Source organism: Spirosoma flavum (assembly GCF_042686045.1).
GTDB classification, from domain to species: domain Bacteria; phylum Bacteroidota; class Bacteroidia; order Cytophagales; family Spirosomataceae; genus Spirosoma; species Spirosoma flavum.
The window spans coordinates 218,653-234,609 of record NZ_JBHUOM010000002.1; the positions used below are offsets into that span (position 1 = coordinate 218,653).

The following is a 15,957-nucleotide window of genomic DNA, read 5'->3' on the forward strand; positions in this document are numbered from 1 at the left end:
TACTAATGGCTGGATTTTACCGGAATGGTAGCCTTTATCCCCGTCGAAGTCACAACACTGACAGGTGGCTCTAACTTCACAACTTCATTGATTAAGCCTGTGCGAAGGTTAAAGACCCAACCGTGCAAACTCGGGATCTGGTGATTGGCCCACATGGTACGTACGCTGGCCGTTTCGGCTAGGTTATGAATCTGCTCTTGCACATTTAGCTCAACCAGTCGATCGAAACGGTTGTGATCATTCGGAATCTGGTCCAATTCGGCTTGGTATTTAGCTTGAACCTGGCTGATGTTAACGAGCCACTGATCAATAAGGCCCAGTTTTTTACCCGCCATTGCCGCTTTTACGCCCCCGCATTCATAATGTCCACAAACGATAACGTGCTGAACTTTAAGCACTTCAACTGCATACTGCACAACGCTCAAAACGTTCAGATCACCGGGAACGACCATATTGGCAATGTTGCGGTGTACAAACATTTCGCCGGGATCAGCCCCGGTAATCTGTTCGGCTGAAACCCGACTGTCGGAACAGCCGATCCATAAAAAATCTGGCTTCTGATCGGTTGATAACGTATCGAAATAGTCATCGCTGAATTCGATCCGATCCTGAACCCAGGCTTTGTTCATTAACAATAATCGTTCAAATGGGAGCATAGGTTGGAGCAATGCGTTTACGTTGGGCTACCTGACGGAGTTCGTAACTGACACCCATCGTTTTGGCGGTTTGTTCGAAGTCGATCAGAAAAGTATAAATGTCGTTGTCAATAAAGGTGGCATACCGGCCATCAATCAACACAGAATCACCCCGTTTGAGGGATAATAATGTTTCTTTGAGTTGAGGCTTGCTCAAAAAATACATGTCCCGCTGAAACTTCACCAGCACGTTATGCCCCTCACGAATGACGCGAAATGACGACTGCGAATTCGTATACAGAACAAATAGTAGTCCAACCGCGGCCCCAATAGCAATGCCAATGAGCAGGTTGGTGAAAATAATGCTTAACACGGTAACGATAAAGGGGATAAACTGGTTGGCTCCTTCCTGATAAATGCCCCTGATAATACGCGGCTGGGTCAGTTTATAGCCTATCACAATTAATAAAGCAGCCAGACATGATAAGGGTATGTGGTTGAGTACCGATCCGGCCAGAAACAAGGACAGAAACAACAATACCCCGTTAATTATGGTAGACAGCCGCGATTTGGCACCACTCATTACATTAGCGGATGTGCGGACCACAACCGATGTAACAGGCAAACCACCAATCATACCCGATAGGATATTGCCTACGCCCTGCGCCAGTAACTCCTGGTTGGACGATGGGATACGCCGAAGCGGGTCGATGCGCTCGGAGGCTTCAATGTTGAGCAGCGATTCCAGGCTGGCTACCAGCGCAATGGTAATGGCAATAACATAGATTCGAGGGTTGGCCAGAACCGAGAAATCGGGCAGGTTGATGATCGACAGAAACCCTTTATCGGCTGAGACAAGGGGAATTCGAACCATATGGCCACTGGAGTCTCCCAAATACCAGTCCGGCATGTATTGTTTGAATAGATAATTTAGCCCAACACCAACCAGTACCACAGCTAGGGCGGCAGGCAGGAATTTGTAAAACCGACGTTTTTTTGCGGCTACCCGGTCCCAGTAAATCAGAATGCAGAGTGAAACCAAGCTGATAATTACCGCACCGATATTAGGCGTTACAAAAGATTGGTAAATTTCGGTAAGCGTATTCTCCCGATCCGCAAACTGCCCGAATTCGAACTCACCTTCGAAATCGTTGTCCCGACCCAAGGCGTGCGGAATTTGCTTCAGAATAATAACAAGTCCAATACCAACCAGCATACCCCGAATGACCGAATTCGGAAAAAAACTGCTGAGTCGCCCGGCTTTCAGCAACCCCATAACGACCTGAATGAGTCCAGCCAGAATAACAGCCACCAGAAAAGCCTCATAAGACCCTATCGTTCGGATTGAGTCGAGCACGATGACGGCCAGTCCAGCCGCAGGGCCACTTACGCTGACTTCTGAACCAGACAACGCACCAACAATAATACCACCGATAATACCCGCTATCAAGCCGGATATTGAAGGTGCACCCGACGCCAGCGCAATTCCCAGACATAGGGGCAGCGACGCCAGATAGACGGATAAACCAGCGGTTAAATCGCTTGACAAATAAGCCTTACGGTAGTGAGTCAGTGGTTGAAGAGGATTACTGGATAGCATTTGCTGAGTGAATTTGCGTCGTTAACCTATTTATATACTGACACCGGTAAAACGGTAATCAGTTATAACATACACCAGCTCAACAACGTAACGTTTAAAACACACTCACGTAAGCTACAAAGTTAAGTCAGATTAAAAAAAGATTAAAACCCTTATGTGAACTTATTCGCTCTTTTTCAGTACTTCTTCCACGGTTAGGGCCGCCAGTGAAGGGGCCACCAAATCGGCTTGTATGAGCATATCGGGTGAACCAAGACCAACCACAAACATACCGCCCCGTTTTCCTGCTTCAACGCCTGCTACAGCATCTTCAAATACAACGCATTCTGCCGGACTAACCTCCAGTTCGGCGGCTCCTTTGAGAAACACCTCTGGGTCGGGTTTGCCTTTGCTGATTTTTGTGCCATCGATGATTGCATCAAAAGCGTTAGTCATACCGATACGCTCCAGAATAAGAGGGGCGTTTTTGCTGACTGAGCCGAGTGCTGTTTTCAGTCCGGCTTTGCGGACCTGCGAGAAAAAGGTTGCTACACCCGGCAGAATATCATCTGAAGTCATGCGGCTGACGAGTTCCAGATACCAGCCATTTTTCTGGGCGGCTAAGTCGTTTTTTTTGTCATCAGGCAGCGTTATGCCACCCTGGGCCAGAATAATATCTAAAGATTCCATCCGGCTAACGCCTTTAAGACGCTCATTAAATTGCTCCGAAATGTCGAAGCCAAGTTCATTGGCGAGCCGTCGCCAGGCTTGATAATGGTAAATAGCCGTGTCTACAATAACACCGTCGAGATCGAAAAGAAAGGCTTTAATAGGCATATTAATTCAGGTTGTCGAATGGTAAAAGTACAGGTTTTGGATTAGGTTTCAGGATAAAAAAAGAGGTCTGTAGAGTACAGACCTCAGAACCAGAGCGGGAGTTTCCTACCAACAATATATTTCCTATGCGTACTATAGATTATTTCCCTAACTCCAGTACCAGGGCTGTTTTAGCTGGTAGTTTCACTAGTTTTAAATCGGTCAATGTTGCGTCGGTTAATACATTTCTGGCTGATGTGAAGCCTTTCATTCGTTCGGCAAAGCGGGTTGTATCACATGAAACTTCTTTATCGCTGGTGTTGGTCGCAATCATTACTGTTTTGCTGCCATCGTAGCGAAAATACACGTATATACCTTCTTGCGGCAGATATTGCATGAGTTTTCCTGAATGCATCACGGGGTTGTCGCGCCGGTAGGTAGCCAACTTGCGCACAAACTGAAAGGCTTCGTTTTCGCGGTCGTTGCGCCCGGCGGCTTCAAATTTATTTTCTTTGTCGCCGGGGAAACCACCCGGAAAATCACGACGGACTTCGGCATCGGATGGATCTTTAAAATTCTTCATCAAAATCTCTGTTCCGTAGTACATTGACGGAATACCCCGAGTTGTCAACAGCCACGTGAGTCCGATTTTATATTTCTCGAAATCGTCACCAATTACAGACAAATAGCGGTCGGTATCGTGGTTATCCAGGAACGTAACCAACTTGGTTGGGTCTTGGTAAACAACATCCTGCGCCAGCGTTTCGTAGAGTGGAAATGCGTCGTTGTTCTTTTGTTTAAGTGCGTTGTTGGTAATGGCATTATAAACGACAAAGTCAAGGCCACCCGGCTGGTTCGATTTAAACGGAAAATCAATTTTATTCCGGACGTAGTAAGACTGATCCACAACGTTATTTACCGACGATTCGCCGAAGATGTGAATCTTCGGATATTCATCCATCAATGCCTGATTACAGCGATTCATAAACGGCATGTCATTGTATAGATACGTATCTACACGCCAGGCATCAATGCCAAAATTTTCGACCGTCCAGATGGCATGCTGGATCAGAAAATTGGCCAGGTAGGGATTATTCTGATTCAGGTCGGGCAGGAACGGTACAAACCAGCCATTGACCGTAACATTACGGTCAATTTCGGACGCATGCGGGTCTGTAATGGGTTGCTGTTTGTAAGACGTATTGGTATATGTTGGCCATTGGTGCACCCAATCTTTGCTAGGCATGTCCTTAATAAACCAGTGGTTAATACCGACGTGATTATAGACCGCGTCCTGCACGACTTTCAAGCCAGTGGCATGGGCTTTTTTGACGAACGATTTATAAGCCTCATTACCACCAAACCGCTTATCCACAGCGTATTGGTCCGTAAATCCGTAGCCGTGATAGGCCGAGCGCATCACCCCACCCTCATTCGTAAGCGGTTGATTATTCTCCAATACGGGTGTAAACCAAATGGCTGTTGCACCAAGATCTTTTAGGTAATCAAGGTGTTGTGCGCCCCCCATTAAATCCCCTCCATGCCGGTAAAACGGATTGGTCCGGTCGGCGTTAGGATCGGCCATATCTGCGAATTTATCGTTCGTTGGGTCGCCGTTGGCAAAGCGGTCGGGCATGGCCAGATAAATAAAGTCAGCCGACGTAACACCCTGTCCCTTTGGCAACCCATCGCGGGCTTTTAAGTCATAGGGCTGGGTGATTGTCTGATTCCCGCGCTTACCCACAAGTTGAATAGTGCCGGGTTTTGCAGTCGGTGAAATGGTTAAATCCAGAAAGGCGTAGTTCGGGTTTTCGACGGTATGGGCCTTTACCAACTTCACCCCTGCATAGCTGATTGTATACGTTAGCGTTCCGGCATTGGGACCATAGACTAACAATTGGATATTCGGGTTTTTCATGCCGATCCACCAATTTGTGGGATTGACTCGCTGAATCTGGACCGTCTGTGCAAAGGTTGGAAGAACAACCGTTGATAGTAAGGTCACTAAAAAAAAAATGATTCGTTTCATAGATTACTCAGATACAAACGTAATAAGTTCTGGTTTAGACCCAGAATAATGCAACAATAACGCAAAAATAATCCAGCATTTTCGCCAAAAAAGGCCATAGTTTTGCGTCAGTTACTTAACAGGCTGCCATACCCCGAATCGATCTACCCATATGCATATTACATCCGTTGTGCCGGTGATGGATAAACTGATTATCTATCAGATTTTTACACGTCTTTTTGGCAACCAGATAACGACAAATCGTCAGAACGGTAGCCGCGACGAAAACGGGGTTGGTAAATTCAACGACATCAACAATGCGGCTCTGCAAGCCATTCGACAGTTTGGAGCCTCGCATATTTGGTTTACGGGTATTATAGAACACGCTACTCAAACGGATTATTCGGCCAACGGTATCCGCCCCGACGATCCCGCAGTGGTGAAAGGTCGTGCTGGTTCGCCCTATGCCGTTAAAGATTATTACGACGTTGACCCCGATCTGGCCGTAAATGTGTCTGACCGCATGGCCGAGTTCGATGCACTTTTACAGCGAACCCACGCCCAGGGCTTGAAAGTTATCATTGATTTTGTACCCAATCACGTTGCTCGGCAGTATCAGTCTGACGCCAAACCGAGTGGCGTTGCCGATCTGGGGCAGAATGACGACACGACGGTAGAGTTTTCGCCGAACAATAATTTTTATTATCTGCCGGGGCAAACCTTTGTCGCTCCCGATAACACGTTGCAATCGGGTACGCTGCATGAGTTTCCCGCTAAAGTAACCGGCAGCGGCTCAATTACGGCCACGCCCGACATTAACGACTGGTACGAAACGGTTAAGCTCAACTACGGTATAAATATTTTCGACGGGAGCCACCACTTCGATCCTACTCCTGCTACCTGGTATCGAATGCTGGATATCCTGTTGTTCTGGGCTGACAAAGGCGTAGATGGCTTTCGGTGCGACATGGCCCACCTGATACCAGTCGAGTTTTGGCAATGGGCCATTAGCCGGGTAAAGCAACGGTATCCCCGGCATATTTTCATTGCTGAAATTTACGACCCCGGTTTATATCGGTCGTTTATTTTTGAAGGTGGCTTTGATTACCTATACGATAAAGTAGGGTTATACGATTCGGTTCGGCGTTTGATGGAGGGACATGGCTCCTGTTACGATCTCACACGTGTCTGGCAGCAGGAGTCCGGCGATTTTGCGCAACACATGCTTCGGTTTCTGGAAACCCACGATGAACAGCGCATTGCATCGCGGTTTTTCGCTAATGACCCCTGGGCAGCCGTGCCAGCCATGACACTGGCGGCTACTATGCACACCGGACCGGTTCTCCTTTATTTTGGTCAGGAAATTGGTGTACGGGCCGAGGGTTCCGAAGGGTTCAGTGGCGATGATGGACGAACGACTATATTCGACTATTGGGGTTTGACTGAATGGCAGGGCTGGCTTAATAAGGGCTGGTGTGATGGAGCTGACCTAACCGACGATCAGCGCAATTTGCGGGCGTTCTATCAGCAGTTGAATTACCTGATTATCGGTTCCGACGCTATTCAAAACGGCTATTTTTATGACCTGCAATACGCCAATGACAATGGCCAAAGCGTGGGTTACGACGCTCATCAGCTATACAGTTACCTACGCTATACTGACCGTCAGAAACTGCTTATTGTCTGTAATTTTTCTCAGCAAACTACTTACGATACAACGATTAATATTCCTCCTTCGGCGTTCGATGCGATGGGATTTAATTATTCTCAAAGCTTCCAGTTAAACGATATTTTTCTAACCAACGCCCAAATAGATACGGCTGGCCAAGCCGGTGTACCCTTGTTGCTGCCCCCCCGGAGTGTACGGGTGCTGGAAATTAAATCATAAATTTGTGGGACTATTTGTGCCCTAATTCGTTTACAGACAAGGCGCGAAAATATCTATCCATCTATGGCGAAACTGTTTACTACTCTTTTTCTTCTGTTTTTATCACTGGGTACCCAGGCACAGGCTATTACGTCCAGCGAACTGCATTCGCTAACACTTGTGAGTGGTAAAGCACCCGCAGAGACGGCTGTCAGTATTGGCAAGCAGTTTATAGGTAAGCCTTATATTGCACACACTCTCGACCAAAATCCGACGGAACAGTTGGTTGTTAATCTTCGTGAGTTTGATTGCACGACTTACTTAGAAACGGTACTGGCCCTTACCCTTGCTTGGCACGACGTGGCTGACAAGCCGAATCCAGCGATTACTGAACAGACGTTTCGAAACTACCTGACAAAACTTCGCTACCGTACGGGCCGAATTGATGGCTACGCCAGTCGTTTACACTACTTCTCCGACTGGCTTCGCGACAATGAACGCAAAGGACTTCTTTTGGATGTTAGCCATGAACTACCCGGCAATCTCACTGTAGCCAAGCCAATTTCGTATATGACTACGGCGACGTACAAATATCCTCATCTACGCGACCCCGCTATATTCAATCAGGTTGCCCTAACTGAAGCTTCACTGAGTCAGCAGTCTTTTTCGTTTATCCCGGCAAAAAATATTCGGCAGGCGGAGGATCAACTGCACGAAGGTGACATTATAATGCTGATAACTGCCCGGCCTGGCTTAGATATGAAACATGTGGGGCTAGCCGTACGGCAACCTGATGGCCGGATGCACCTTCTTCACGCGTCGTCAGACATGGGTATGGTCGTTATAACGCCTTACCCGATCAGTGATTATGTGCTATGGCATAAACGCCTGTCAGGTATTCGCGTAGCACGTCTACGGCAGGGAGGAGTATTATCTACAGCCATAGTACAGGGAAACTAACCCCGATTTATTCTCCTTCTTCCCAACACATATGTCCAGAGACGCAGCTTTGCTGTTATCTATTCCGCGCTGATTGAAATAAAAGTGTTACATTGTTAACTAGTAAAACACCCCCTATTCGTTCAATGAGCTTTTTGTATATTTATTATGCTTACGTAATAATTTCATAACACCCGTCTTAGCACTCAATTGCCTATTTTCGCTTTATAACTAGCTATCACCTTATAGAATGATACGCAACTGGATAAACGAATTAATGAATTTGGTGGCAGGCAATAGCCGACACGTTACGTATGTAGGGACCTGGCAATTTCTCTTTTTATTTATTTTACTCTTCTTTTTGTCCATTCCGGCCCTGTTATTTTATTTTGCCTAAAATCTTCGTTTTGACGGGCTATTGACGCTACTGAGTTTGATTGTAAGTATTTTAGATTTGTATCTAGCCTTGATTTAATACTGTTCTTAGGGCAAATAGCTATAAGGTTAATCCTATTTAAGTTGAATTATTTGAAAGATAGTTGATAGAAATACCTGATAAAATAGATTTAGCGTAGACCGGATGTACCTTTGACGTACAAAAATAAAGTATACCTTCTCCAACTATGAGAAGATAGGATACGGGGTCGCCACCACCTTCATAATTTACTGCTGCTTCGGCCATATAACTTCTTTGTTGAAGTCGGCATTGACTGAGGTTTTATTAAACCCCAATCAGTGCCTAAAGTCAGTAGTTTCATCGTGTTGACTACCACCATTTATCAACCCCTTCTTAGGTTGTAATTGAGCTTCGGCTATAATAGCAAATTATTCTTCGTATGCCATTTTCATCACTTGGGCTGTCTAAGCCGCTGGTAAAAGCCGTAGCGGCACAAAGTTATACAAAGCCGTATCCTATTCAGCAAGAGGCCATACCTGCCATTTTGCAAGGCAGAGATATTTTGGGTATTGCCCAAACAGGCTCTGGTAAAACTGCCAGCTTTGTGTTGCCAATTTTGGAATTGTTTCAACGGAAACCGGCGGCCAGAAATAGATTTGTGAAAGCCCTGGTGCTGGTGCCAACCCGCGAACTTGCTGTTCAGGTCGCCGATGTTTTTCAAGTTTTTAGCGCGAAACTTCCCCGGCCGGTAAAAACATTAGCGGTGTATGGCGGGGTATCCATCAATCCGCAAATGATGGGGTTACGGGATGTCGAAATCGTAGTAGCCACTCCGGGCCGATTGCTGGACCTGATGTCGGCCAATGCCTTGCAATTGTCGGATGTTGACATCCTCGTTCTGGACGAAGCCGATAAAATGCTTGATCTTGGTTTTGAGGAGGAAATGGAGCGGATTTTTGACCGGTTACCCCGAAACCGACAGACGATTCTGTTTTCAGCGACACTGGGCGATGCCATTCAGGACATTAACGCATCGTTGCTACGTAATCCAGTAAAAATTGAAGTTGTTGAGGAGGAACAAAATCTGGATTTGATTAAACAGATTGCCTACCGCGTTGATGCTGAACGAAAGGGTCCTTTACTGCGCTATTTGATCAAATCAGGTCAAATGAAACAGGTTTTAGTATTTGTATCCTCTACCCGGAGTGCGGATAATGTAGTTGTTAAGTTGACTAAAAATGGTATTCAGGCAGCCGCCATTCACAGCGGACGAACGCAGGGTGCCCGAACGGATGCCCTGACTAAATTCAAAGCAGGAAAGTTAGCTGTCCTGGTGGCTACTGATCTTATATCCAGGGGCATTGATATTCAACTGTTGCCTCACGTCATCAATTTTGAATTGCCTCGCTCGCCAAAAGATTACATTCACCGCATCGGTCGGACTGGGCGGGCAGAAGCAGAAGGTGAAGCGATTTCATTGATCTGTCCGGAAGATGAACATCACTTTAAAATCATTCAGAAAAAGATGGGCAAGCGCGTCGAGATTATCGAAACGGCAGAACTGGATTTAATGGGTTACTAGCTCGTCAATCGATCTGCTTGAAATCTGTCTGATTCTTTGGACGCTTATCGCGAGTTTTGTGTTATTATATTTAAAGTTAATTCATTATTACATACTGGGGCGAAAATCAAGCATTGAAAGTTCTCATCTAGTAACCCAAAGAAGGCTGACAACTTGTCGGCCTTCTTTGGGTTATAAACTAAAAGTAGAGGTCAATAGTCTTCAGAAACCGAGTTCGTCGGCACTGGGCCCGTAGCTGCCCGGAATTGGAATATTTAGTAACCGCAAGAATACGCCTAGCTGCGCCCGGTGGTGAACAATCTGCGAAAAAGTTATTCGAATGAATTCCCCTTTCGTTGATTTATTGTAAATCTGATCACCATTACGGAGAGTCCACATCGGTTCCAGTTGCTCATCTGTTGCCTGGCTGAGTGACGATTCTCCATTGGCTAGAGACCGCTCGAACAAATCCAATAATTCCGCTGTGCCATTGACGTTTATTGGCGTGTAGGGATTGTTCGCAAAATCAAGTTCATCAGTTGTCAGTACCATCGTAACCCAGGTCGGCAATTCAGAAATATGGGTTGTCAACTGGCGGATAGTCATACTTTTAGGGTGCGGCTGCCAGTCGTATTTGTCGTCTGGAACCCGTTCGAGCATTTTATGAGTGGTCTGGGCTTCCTGCTGCATTTCCTTCAATAACCTTTGAACTCGTGACATAATAATTGATTTTGGTTGATGCTACAAAGTAAACGCCACCCACTGACAGCCCTATGTCAGTAGTGTTTTACAGAAATTCAACGATTTTCGTGTGTTGTAGATACGGGTATAAATGCCGCGTTGATTACTAATCATATGCCCTATTTCAATTGATGGAACTCATCTATTGAATTAATTGGCTGGTATTAAACACGTGCTGAGGTACCTATGCTGTCAGTACCGTTTACACAATAACAGGCCGCATGTAATTGGCTAGTCAATTAAACCAAGTCGGTTTACATTAGTCTGATAGTGAACAATAGCTTGAAAAGCTAAGTTGATTACAGGGCGTACTTAGTATATTGCCCACTAAAAAATGACGCTATGAGAACGATTCGTAATACGACCACACTACTTGTAATGACTATTATACTTGGCCATTCGGCAGTGATTCATGCACAATCATGGGCTTCTCAAACCAAAGGAGCCGTTATCGGTGCTGGTACCGGTGCCGCTGTAGGAGCCATTATCAATAAGCGAAACCGCGCCGTAGGCGGTGTAGTCGGTGGCGTGTTGGGTGGAGCAGGCGGATATGCCATTGGTAAGCAAGGCAAAAAACGCTGGAGTCCTCAGGCTAAGGGTACGGCTATCGGGGCTGGCGTTGGCGGAGCTGCCGGGGCTATCATCAACGGACGGAACCGCGCCGTGGGCGGACTAATTGGTGGTGTAGCAGGTGGGGCGGCTGGGTATGCCATCGGTAAACACAAAGACAACAAAAACAAAGAAGCCGCACGAATAGCCGCAGCTAACCGAGCCATGGCCGAGCGTGAAGCTGAAGCCAGGGCTGCCGAACAGGCAAGAGAAGTTGCCAACAAACCCGTTATTGCATCGGCTCCGGATAAAGAAAGCAATGCTGTTCAGCCAAATGTTGTTCAGCCAGTAACTCTGGTTGGAGCCAAGCCCGCTACAGCCTCGTATATGATGAACGCAGGCTATCTGCAAAATGAAACCTACGGTAATCCATCCGCTCCGTATGGTATGTCTGAATACAGACGAAAAAGCTGGTAATCAAGTCGATTGTATTTTTGCTAATCAGTAAGCAACACTTATTAGAAGTGTTGCTTACTGATTAGTACATTATTTTCTCACCATTTTAAAACCTACATCTATGAAATATTTCCTCGGGATAGCACTCATTGCCGTGTCCTTTACGGCTTGCTCCCCATCGGGTGAGACCGTTAATATTCAGGACCTTAACCGGCAGTTTATTGATGCGTGGAATAACAAAAATGCTGATAAGATAACATCTCTGCTGGCTGAAGATATGGATTTTCTTCAGGGAAATGCCCATTATAAGGGCAAGGCAGATGTGACGAAGCAGTGGGTGCAGGCAACTCTACCAACGTTGACGAATTTAAAAACCAATGTTATCAGTTCCGCTACCGACACGCATACCGCTTATGAAGCAGGCACGTTCGCTGTCGATTTGTTGCCTGAAGCGCCCAACCAGCCCCGTGCTTTCGGCGAGGGTAACTTTATTCTCCTCTGGAAAAAAGGCGATGATGGAGTCTGGAAACTTAGTTATGCCCAATTAGAGGATTTGCCGGTGCAGGCCAAAAATTAGACGCCTTTCTGCTTCTGTTCTACGAGCAAGGTCTGTGTTTTCACAGACCTTGCTCATGTTAAAGGGGTATACTTCGTTTTATTTCCCAGTCATTCCATTGAAAATAGAGCGCGGACGGGTGAACATCGCTGGCAAGTGCCATTGGGTGAATACCCTGAACTTATGGCAAAAGGTATTCCACCGACGGGAACAGACAATTATGGGGGCCCTTTAGTGACCGGAAGCGGTCTGATTTTCATTGCGGCTAGTAAAGACGAGCAATTACGGGCATTCGATAAAAAAACGGGCCAAGTGCTATGGCAGGCATCCTTACCGGCGGCTGGTTATGCGTCGCCCAGTACATATGCAATTGGTGGGAAGCAATACATTGTAATTGCCTGTGGGGACGGCAAACTCAACACTAAATCGGGTGATAGGTATGTTGCGTTTAGTCTTGACTAATGGCTCGGCACTGTTGGGTTCTGGTCGTTAAGAATTGATTATAATACTTTTCACACAATCCAGAAGCCTTTTTTGGGTGTATGTATAAGTAAACACTTTTTCTAATTCCTCCTGATGAGGTTTCCACAAATGCTTTTTCTCCGACTGCTCTGGCAGATTCCATGTACACTGCTGATTCTGATTACGGTGTTGTTACTCGCAAACGAATATGCTATGGCCCGGCCTAGTCGGCGGACGAAAGATATTCCCTACACAACGATTGATCCATCTGGCACCGATGCTGAACGACATCTATTGGATGTTTACGCGCCAAGAAAATTATCATCTACTGCCAAAAGACCCGTTGTGATGTTTATTCACGGAGGCAATTGGAATAGTGGCAATAAAAATATCTATACGTTTATTGGTCGGCGGTTGGCTAAGCAGGGCGTGGTAGCTGTAATTATTAACTATCAACTCTCGCCCAATGTGCAGGTACCCGCAATGGCCAATGACTGTGCTCAGGCTGTGCTTTGGACTACGCAGCATATCGCCGAGTATGGCGGTGACCCAGACCGGATCTTTGTGATGGGCCACTCAGCAGGTGGTGGCTTGGCAGCTTTGCTAGCCACTGACGATCAATTATTTGCAAAGATTGGTTTGGCTCAAAATCCTGTAAAGGGCGCTATTCTCGATGATGCAGCCGGGCTGGATATGTTCGATTACCTGACTAAAATGGAGTACTCTAACGATGCGCAATATCTGACTGCATTTGGGAAGAATCCGGCTGTTTGGAAGGCCGTATCGCCCATGTACTATGTTAAGGCTAGTAGTCCACCTATGTTGGTCTACGCAGGTGGCCGCACATATCCAAGCATCACCAACAGCACACAACGATTTCATCAACGGCTTCAGGAACTCAACGTGAAGCACGAATTCAGGGTGTTGCCGGGCAAGAAACACATTGGTATGGTAACGCAGTTGTTTTGGCAGCACAGCATTATTTATCGCGATTTGCTAACGTTTGTGGGGGTAAAGTAGTGAATTGAAAAGCAGGCATGTAGAACTATAATTTACAGGTCATCACTATATGATTAATGCATTATTTGTAGTACAGATCTGTACAGTGGGTTTAAATGACCGTCGAAAAAGTAAAAATTCGCTTACAGATAAATAGGTAAGTATGATAATTAAAAGGTAATTGATTTAATTTCAATGAATTAGGATGATTTATTGACTTGAGTTTTTATTTTTGGGTACTCCTTACTGGACAGCGAAACAGACCATAAAGGGGAATTCTACAACAGGTGGCAAAACGTTTGTGAGCACCATAGTTGCATTATTATACCGTTGCATCCTGTTTTTTTTACCTCGATGTTCTGGGTCCATCATTGAGTCGTATCGAAAACTAATGTCAAGTCGGTAACGATTTGTCGCCCGCCTGTTTTGACCTAGGTTAATTCTATTGTTTGTTTCTCTGCTGACTTTTGTTCTGTTCAACTTACAAAGACAGTAGTAAAGTAAGGTTTATTCTGTTCGCTTTATTAATACGATGACGAGTTTATCCTTTTCTTGAACCATAAACACACGATGTAAGTATGAAAACCAGTAAAACAAAAACTGTTGTATTTGTTACCGGTGCATTTGTCAGCAATAGTGGCTGGGATGAATGGAAAGCGTATTTTGAAAGTAAAGGGTACGACACCATCGCTCCCGCGTGGCCTTTTAAGGATGGCACTGCCGCAGAATTACGAGCCAGACAGCCGAATGACACTGACTTGGCCCATTTGACGTTAGATGAACTGGTTACTCACTATGAGAACATTGTGAAAGCATTACCCGAAAAACCAATTGTGATAGGGCATTCACTGGGCGGGCTTGTTACTCAAATTATTGTAAATCAAGGACTGGCAGCCGCAGGCGTCGCCATTCACTCCGTTCCACCACAGGGCGTTTTCCCTTACGAGTTCTCGTTTCTCAAAGCCGGTTGGAAATCACTGGGCTTGTTTACCTCGCTAGATGAAACCTACCTGATGTCCTTTGAGGACTGGCAGTATGCGTTCGTTAATGAAATGCCACTGGAAGAGCAGCAAGCAGCCTATGAGGCCAACACGATTCCAGAATCAAAAAACGTGGCCAGAGGTGGATTGACTAGTGCTGCTCACGTAGATTATGAAAAACCGCATCCTCCATTATTACTTACGTCGGGTAGCATCGATAATATTATACCTGCCCACCTCAATCACCGGAATTATGAGGCTTATAAAAGCAGTGGTTCAGTTTTGGATTACAAAGAGTTTCCCGGTCGCAACCACTATGTGCTAGGTCAGCCTACCTGGAAAGAAGATGCAGATTATATTTTGGCCTGGCTTGACAAAAATGCATAGCCGTCAAGAATAAATTTTTCTGTTTTCGTTAAAAATACGTCATCCCTACTTAAACGTCGGGATGACGTATTTATGTAAAGCCCGTTCTACTACAAAACTTCATTCTATTTTATTGAGCATTTCCGCCTACTCGTATCCGTGTTTGTATAGGCGAGCTAGACGCAAAATCAACCATATTGTAGTCGAAGAAAAAACTTACTCAAACTGGAACGCGAAGTAAGTACATGTTCCCCGGCTGGTATTTTGAATGGCATGGGGAACGTTGGACTCCAAAAAAATAAGGTCGCCTGCGGTGGCCGGGTGAAGCCCACCTTGTATACTTTCCTGAGCCGTACTATCGACCATGAGTAAGATTTCAGCCGCTCGGTGGGTATGGGGTGGATGGCTCCATAAGTCTTCGTTTAGCGTTGTAACGTGCATCTCAAAGCGTTTTGTCATGGCAGTAGGGCGGTCGAACATACGCCGAATACCGCCTTTATCGTGCGGCTGGAAAGGTACATCGTTCCAATCGACCCAAAATGAACCACCCGCTTTTTTGCCCCGTTCCATATCTTTCGGCTCTTTCGACGCATACCGCATCACGTAGTAAGTAGCCGGAGAGTCTTCCTTATTGTCAAATCCATGTTTGTCGCCCGGCATAAACAGGGCGATACTTCCGGTACCCAGCGTCCTCGTTTTGCCATTGATTGTTATGGTTAGCTTTCCTTCTTTAATGATAATTAATTCCTCGTCGTCATGGGTATGGGCCGGATGCGGAGCCTGATGTGGTGGGAGCGTTGTCGCATGAATCTCGATATGCTGAAAGTCTATCGAAGTGCCTTGCAGAATGGCTCTTTGTTCAGAATTTTCTTTTTTTACCGTTGAGGCTTTTGCCCATACATACACTTTTGACTCAATGGGTTGGGCTAACGTCAATGTAGTTGTTAGAAAAGGCACAACGAAAACAGCGATACATGACTTCATGGAGGATTTTGGCTTTTAATTCCATAAAGCCAAGTATCAGGGAAGGCTACTTCTGGTTTCTT

The 15,957-nt window shown here is 45.9% G+C and carries 13 protein-coding genes and 1 pseudogene; 8 read left to right on the forward strand and 6 right to left on the reverse strand.

The window, feature by feature from the left end:
- Positions 1-2: 2 nt before the first annotated feature.
- From ACFS25_RS06405 to ACFS25_RS06420, 4 genes are all read right to left on the reverse strand, one after another.
- Positions 3-656, reverse strand: a complete 654-nt coding sequence (locus ACFS25_RS06405; protein ID WP_381497738.1) for a carbonic anhydrase — start codon at positions 654-656, stop codon at positions 3-5.
- A complete protein-coding gene (locus tag ACFS25_RS06410) occupies positions 643-2,235 on the reverse strand; it encodes a SulP family inorganic anion transporter (protein ID WP_381497740.1) in 1,593 nt (530 codons plus the stop codon). The genes ACFS25_RS06405 and ACFS25_RS06410 overlap by 14 nt, the downstream gene beginning before the upstream one ends.
- A 162-nt stretch (positions 2,236-2,397) precedes the next feature.
- Entirely contained in the window at positions 2,398-3,051 is a 654-nt protein-coding gene (gene pgmB / locus ACFS25_RS06415) for a beta-phosphoglucomutase (RefSeq protein ID WP_381497742.1), read from the reverse strand.
- A gap of 139 nt (positions 3,052-3,190) precedes the next feature.
- Entirely contained in the window at positions 3,191-5,059 is a 1,869-nt protein-coding gene (locus ACFS25_RS06420; protein WP_381497744.1) for an alpha-amylase family glycosyl hydrolase, read from the reverse strand.
- 151 nt (positions 5,060-5,210) lie between these two features.
- On the opposite strand from ACFS25_RS06420, the gene ACFS25_RS06425 reads away from it, so the two are divergent.
- The 3 genes from ACFS25_RS06425 to ACFS25_RS06435 all read left to right on the forward strand — a co-directional run bounded on the left by ACFS25_RS06425 (position 5,211) and on the right by ACFS25_RS06435 (position 9,823).
- A complete protein-coding gene (locus tag ACFS25_RS06425) occupies positions 5,211-6,926 on the forward strand; it encodes an alpha-amylase family protein (RefSeq protein ID WP_381497746.1) in 1,716 nt (571 codons plus the stop codon).
- Positions 6,927-6,989: 63 nt separating this feature from the next.
- Entirely contained in the window at positions 6,990-7,865 is an 876-nt protein-coding gene (locus tag ACFS25_RS06430) for an N-acetylmuramoyl-L-alanine amidase-like domain-containing protein (RefSeq protein WP_381497748.1), read from the forward strand.
- A gap of 815 nt (positions 7,866-8,680) precedes the next feature.
- Positions 8,681-9,823 (forward strand): DEAD/DEAH box helicase, encoded by a 1,143-nt coding sequence (locus tag ACFS25_RS06435; RefSeq protein WP_381497750.1) that lies wholly within the window; start codon positions 8,681-8,683, stop codon positions 9,821-9,823.
- Positions 9,824-10,024: 201 nt separating this feature from the next.
- On the opposite strand, the gene ACFS25_RS06440 is transcribed toward ACFS25_RS06435, so the two are convergent.
- Positions 10,025-10,522, reverse strand: a complete 498-nt coding sequence (locus ACFS25_RS06440; protein ID WP_381497752.1) for a DinB family protein — start codon at positions 10,520-10,522, stop codon at positions 10,025-10,027.
- 363 nt (positions 10,523-10,885) lie between these two features.
- On the opposite strand from ACFS25_RS06440, the gene ACFS25_RS06445 reads away from it, so the two are divergent.
- The 5 genes and pseudogenes from ACFS25_RS06445 (at position 10,886) to ACFS25_RS06465 (ending at position 14,932) form a co-directional block, all read left to right on the forward strand.
- Positions 10,886-11,569, forward strand: coding sequence for a YMGG-like glycine zipper-containing protein (locus tag ACFS25_RS06445; protein WP_381497754.1), 684 nt, complete (start codon positions 10,886-10,888; stop codon positions 11,567-11,569).
- 100 nt (positions 11,570-11,669) lie between these two features.
- Positions 11,670-12,125 carry a YybH family protein gene (locus tag ACFS25_RS06450; protein ID WP_381497756.1) on the forward strand — a complete coding sequence of 152 codons (456 nt, stop codon included), beginning with the start codon at positions 11,670-11,672 and terminating at the stop codon, positions 12,123-12,125.
- Positions 12,126-12,239: 114 nt separating this feature from the next.
- Positions 12,240-12,566: pseudogene (locus tag ACFS25_RS06455) on the forward strand (outer membrane protein assembly factor BamB family protein); the annotation flags it as partial.
- A gap of 114 nt (positions 12,567-12,680) precedes the next feature.
- On the forward strand, positions 12,681-13,586 hold the full coding sequence (locus ACFS25_RS06460) for an alpha/beta hydrolase (RefSeq protein ID WP_381497758.1): 906 nt from the start codon (positions 12,681-12,683) through the stop codon (positions 13,584-13,586).
- 557 nt (positions 13,587-14,143) lie between these two features.
- Positions 14,144-14,932, forward strand: coding sequence for an alpha/beta hydrolase (locus ACFS25_RS06465; protein WP_381497760.1), 789 nt, complete (start codon positions 14,144-14,146; stop codon positions 14,930-14,932).
- 195 nt (positions 14,933-15,127) lie between these two features.
- Here ACFS25_RS06465 and ACFS25_RS06470 read toward each other — a convergent pair whose 3' ends face one another.
- Complete coding sequence (locus tag ACFS25_RS06470) at positions 15,128-15,895, reverse strand: cupin domain-containing protein (protein WP_381497763.1); 768 nt, start codon at positions 15,893-15,895, stop codon at positions 15,128-15,130.
- Positions 15,896-15,957: the final 62 nt, after the last annotated feature.

Bases quoted from the DNA above. Each gene is read 5' to 3' on its own strand.
- ACFS25_RS06430 (WP_381497748.1), top strand. From the start codon at position 6,990: ATGGCGAAACTGTTTACTACTCTTTTTCTTCTGTTTTTATCACTGGGT.
- ACFS25_RS06450 (WP_381497756.1), top strand. From the start codon at position 11,670: ATGAAATATTTCCTCGGGATAGCACTCATTGCCGTGTCCTTTACGGCT.
- ACFS25_RS06435 (WP_381497750.1), top strand. From the start codon at position 8,681: ATGCCATTTTCATCACTTGGGCTGTCTAAGCCGCTGGTAAAAGCCGTA.
- ACFS25_RS06405 (WP_381497738.1), bottom strand. From the start codon at position 656: ATGCTCCCATTTGAACGATTATTGTTAATGAACAAAGCCTGGGTTCAG.
- ACFS25_RS06465 (WP_381497760.1), top strand. From the start codon at position 14,144: ATGAAAACCAGTAAAACAAAAACTGTTGTATTTGTTACCGGTGCATTT.
- ACFS25_RS06470 (WP_381497763.1), bottom strand. From the start codon at position 15,895: ATGAAGTCATGTATCGCTGTTTTCGTTGTGCCTTTTCTAACAACTACA.
- ACFS25_RS06410 (WP_381497740.1), bottom strand. From the start codon at position 2,235: ATGCTATCCAGTAATCCTCTTCAACCACTGACTCACTACCGTAAGGCT.
- ACFS25_RS06445 (WP_381497754.1), top strand. From the start codon at position 10,886: ATGAGAACGATTCGTAATACGACCACACTACTTGTAATGACTATTATA.
- pgmB (WP_381497742.1), bottom strand. From the start codon at position 3,051: ATGCCTATTAAAGCCTTTCTTTTCGATCTCGACGGTGTTATTGTAGAC.
- ACFS25_RS06460 (WP_381497758.1), top strand. From the start codon at position 12,681: ATGAGGTTTCCACAAATGCTTTTTCTCCGACTGCTCTGGCAGATTCCA.
- ACFS25_RS06425 (WP_381497746.1), top strand. From the start codon at position 5,211: ATGCATATTACATCCGTTGTGCCGGTGATGGATAAACTGATTATCTAT.
- ACFS25_RS06420 (WP_381497744.1), bottom strand. From the start codon at position 5,059: ATGAAACGAATCATTTTTTTTTTAGTGACCTTACTATCAACGGTTGTT.
- ACFS25_RS06440 (WP_381497752.1), bottom strand. From the start codon at position 10,522: ATGTCACGAGTTCAAAGGTTATTGAAGGAAATGCAGCAGGAAGCCCAG.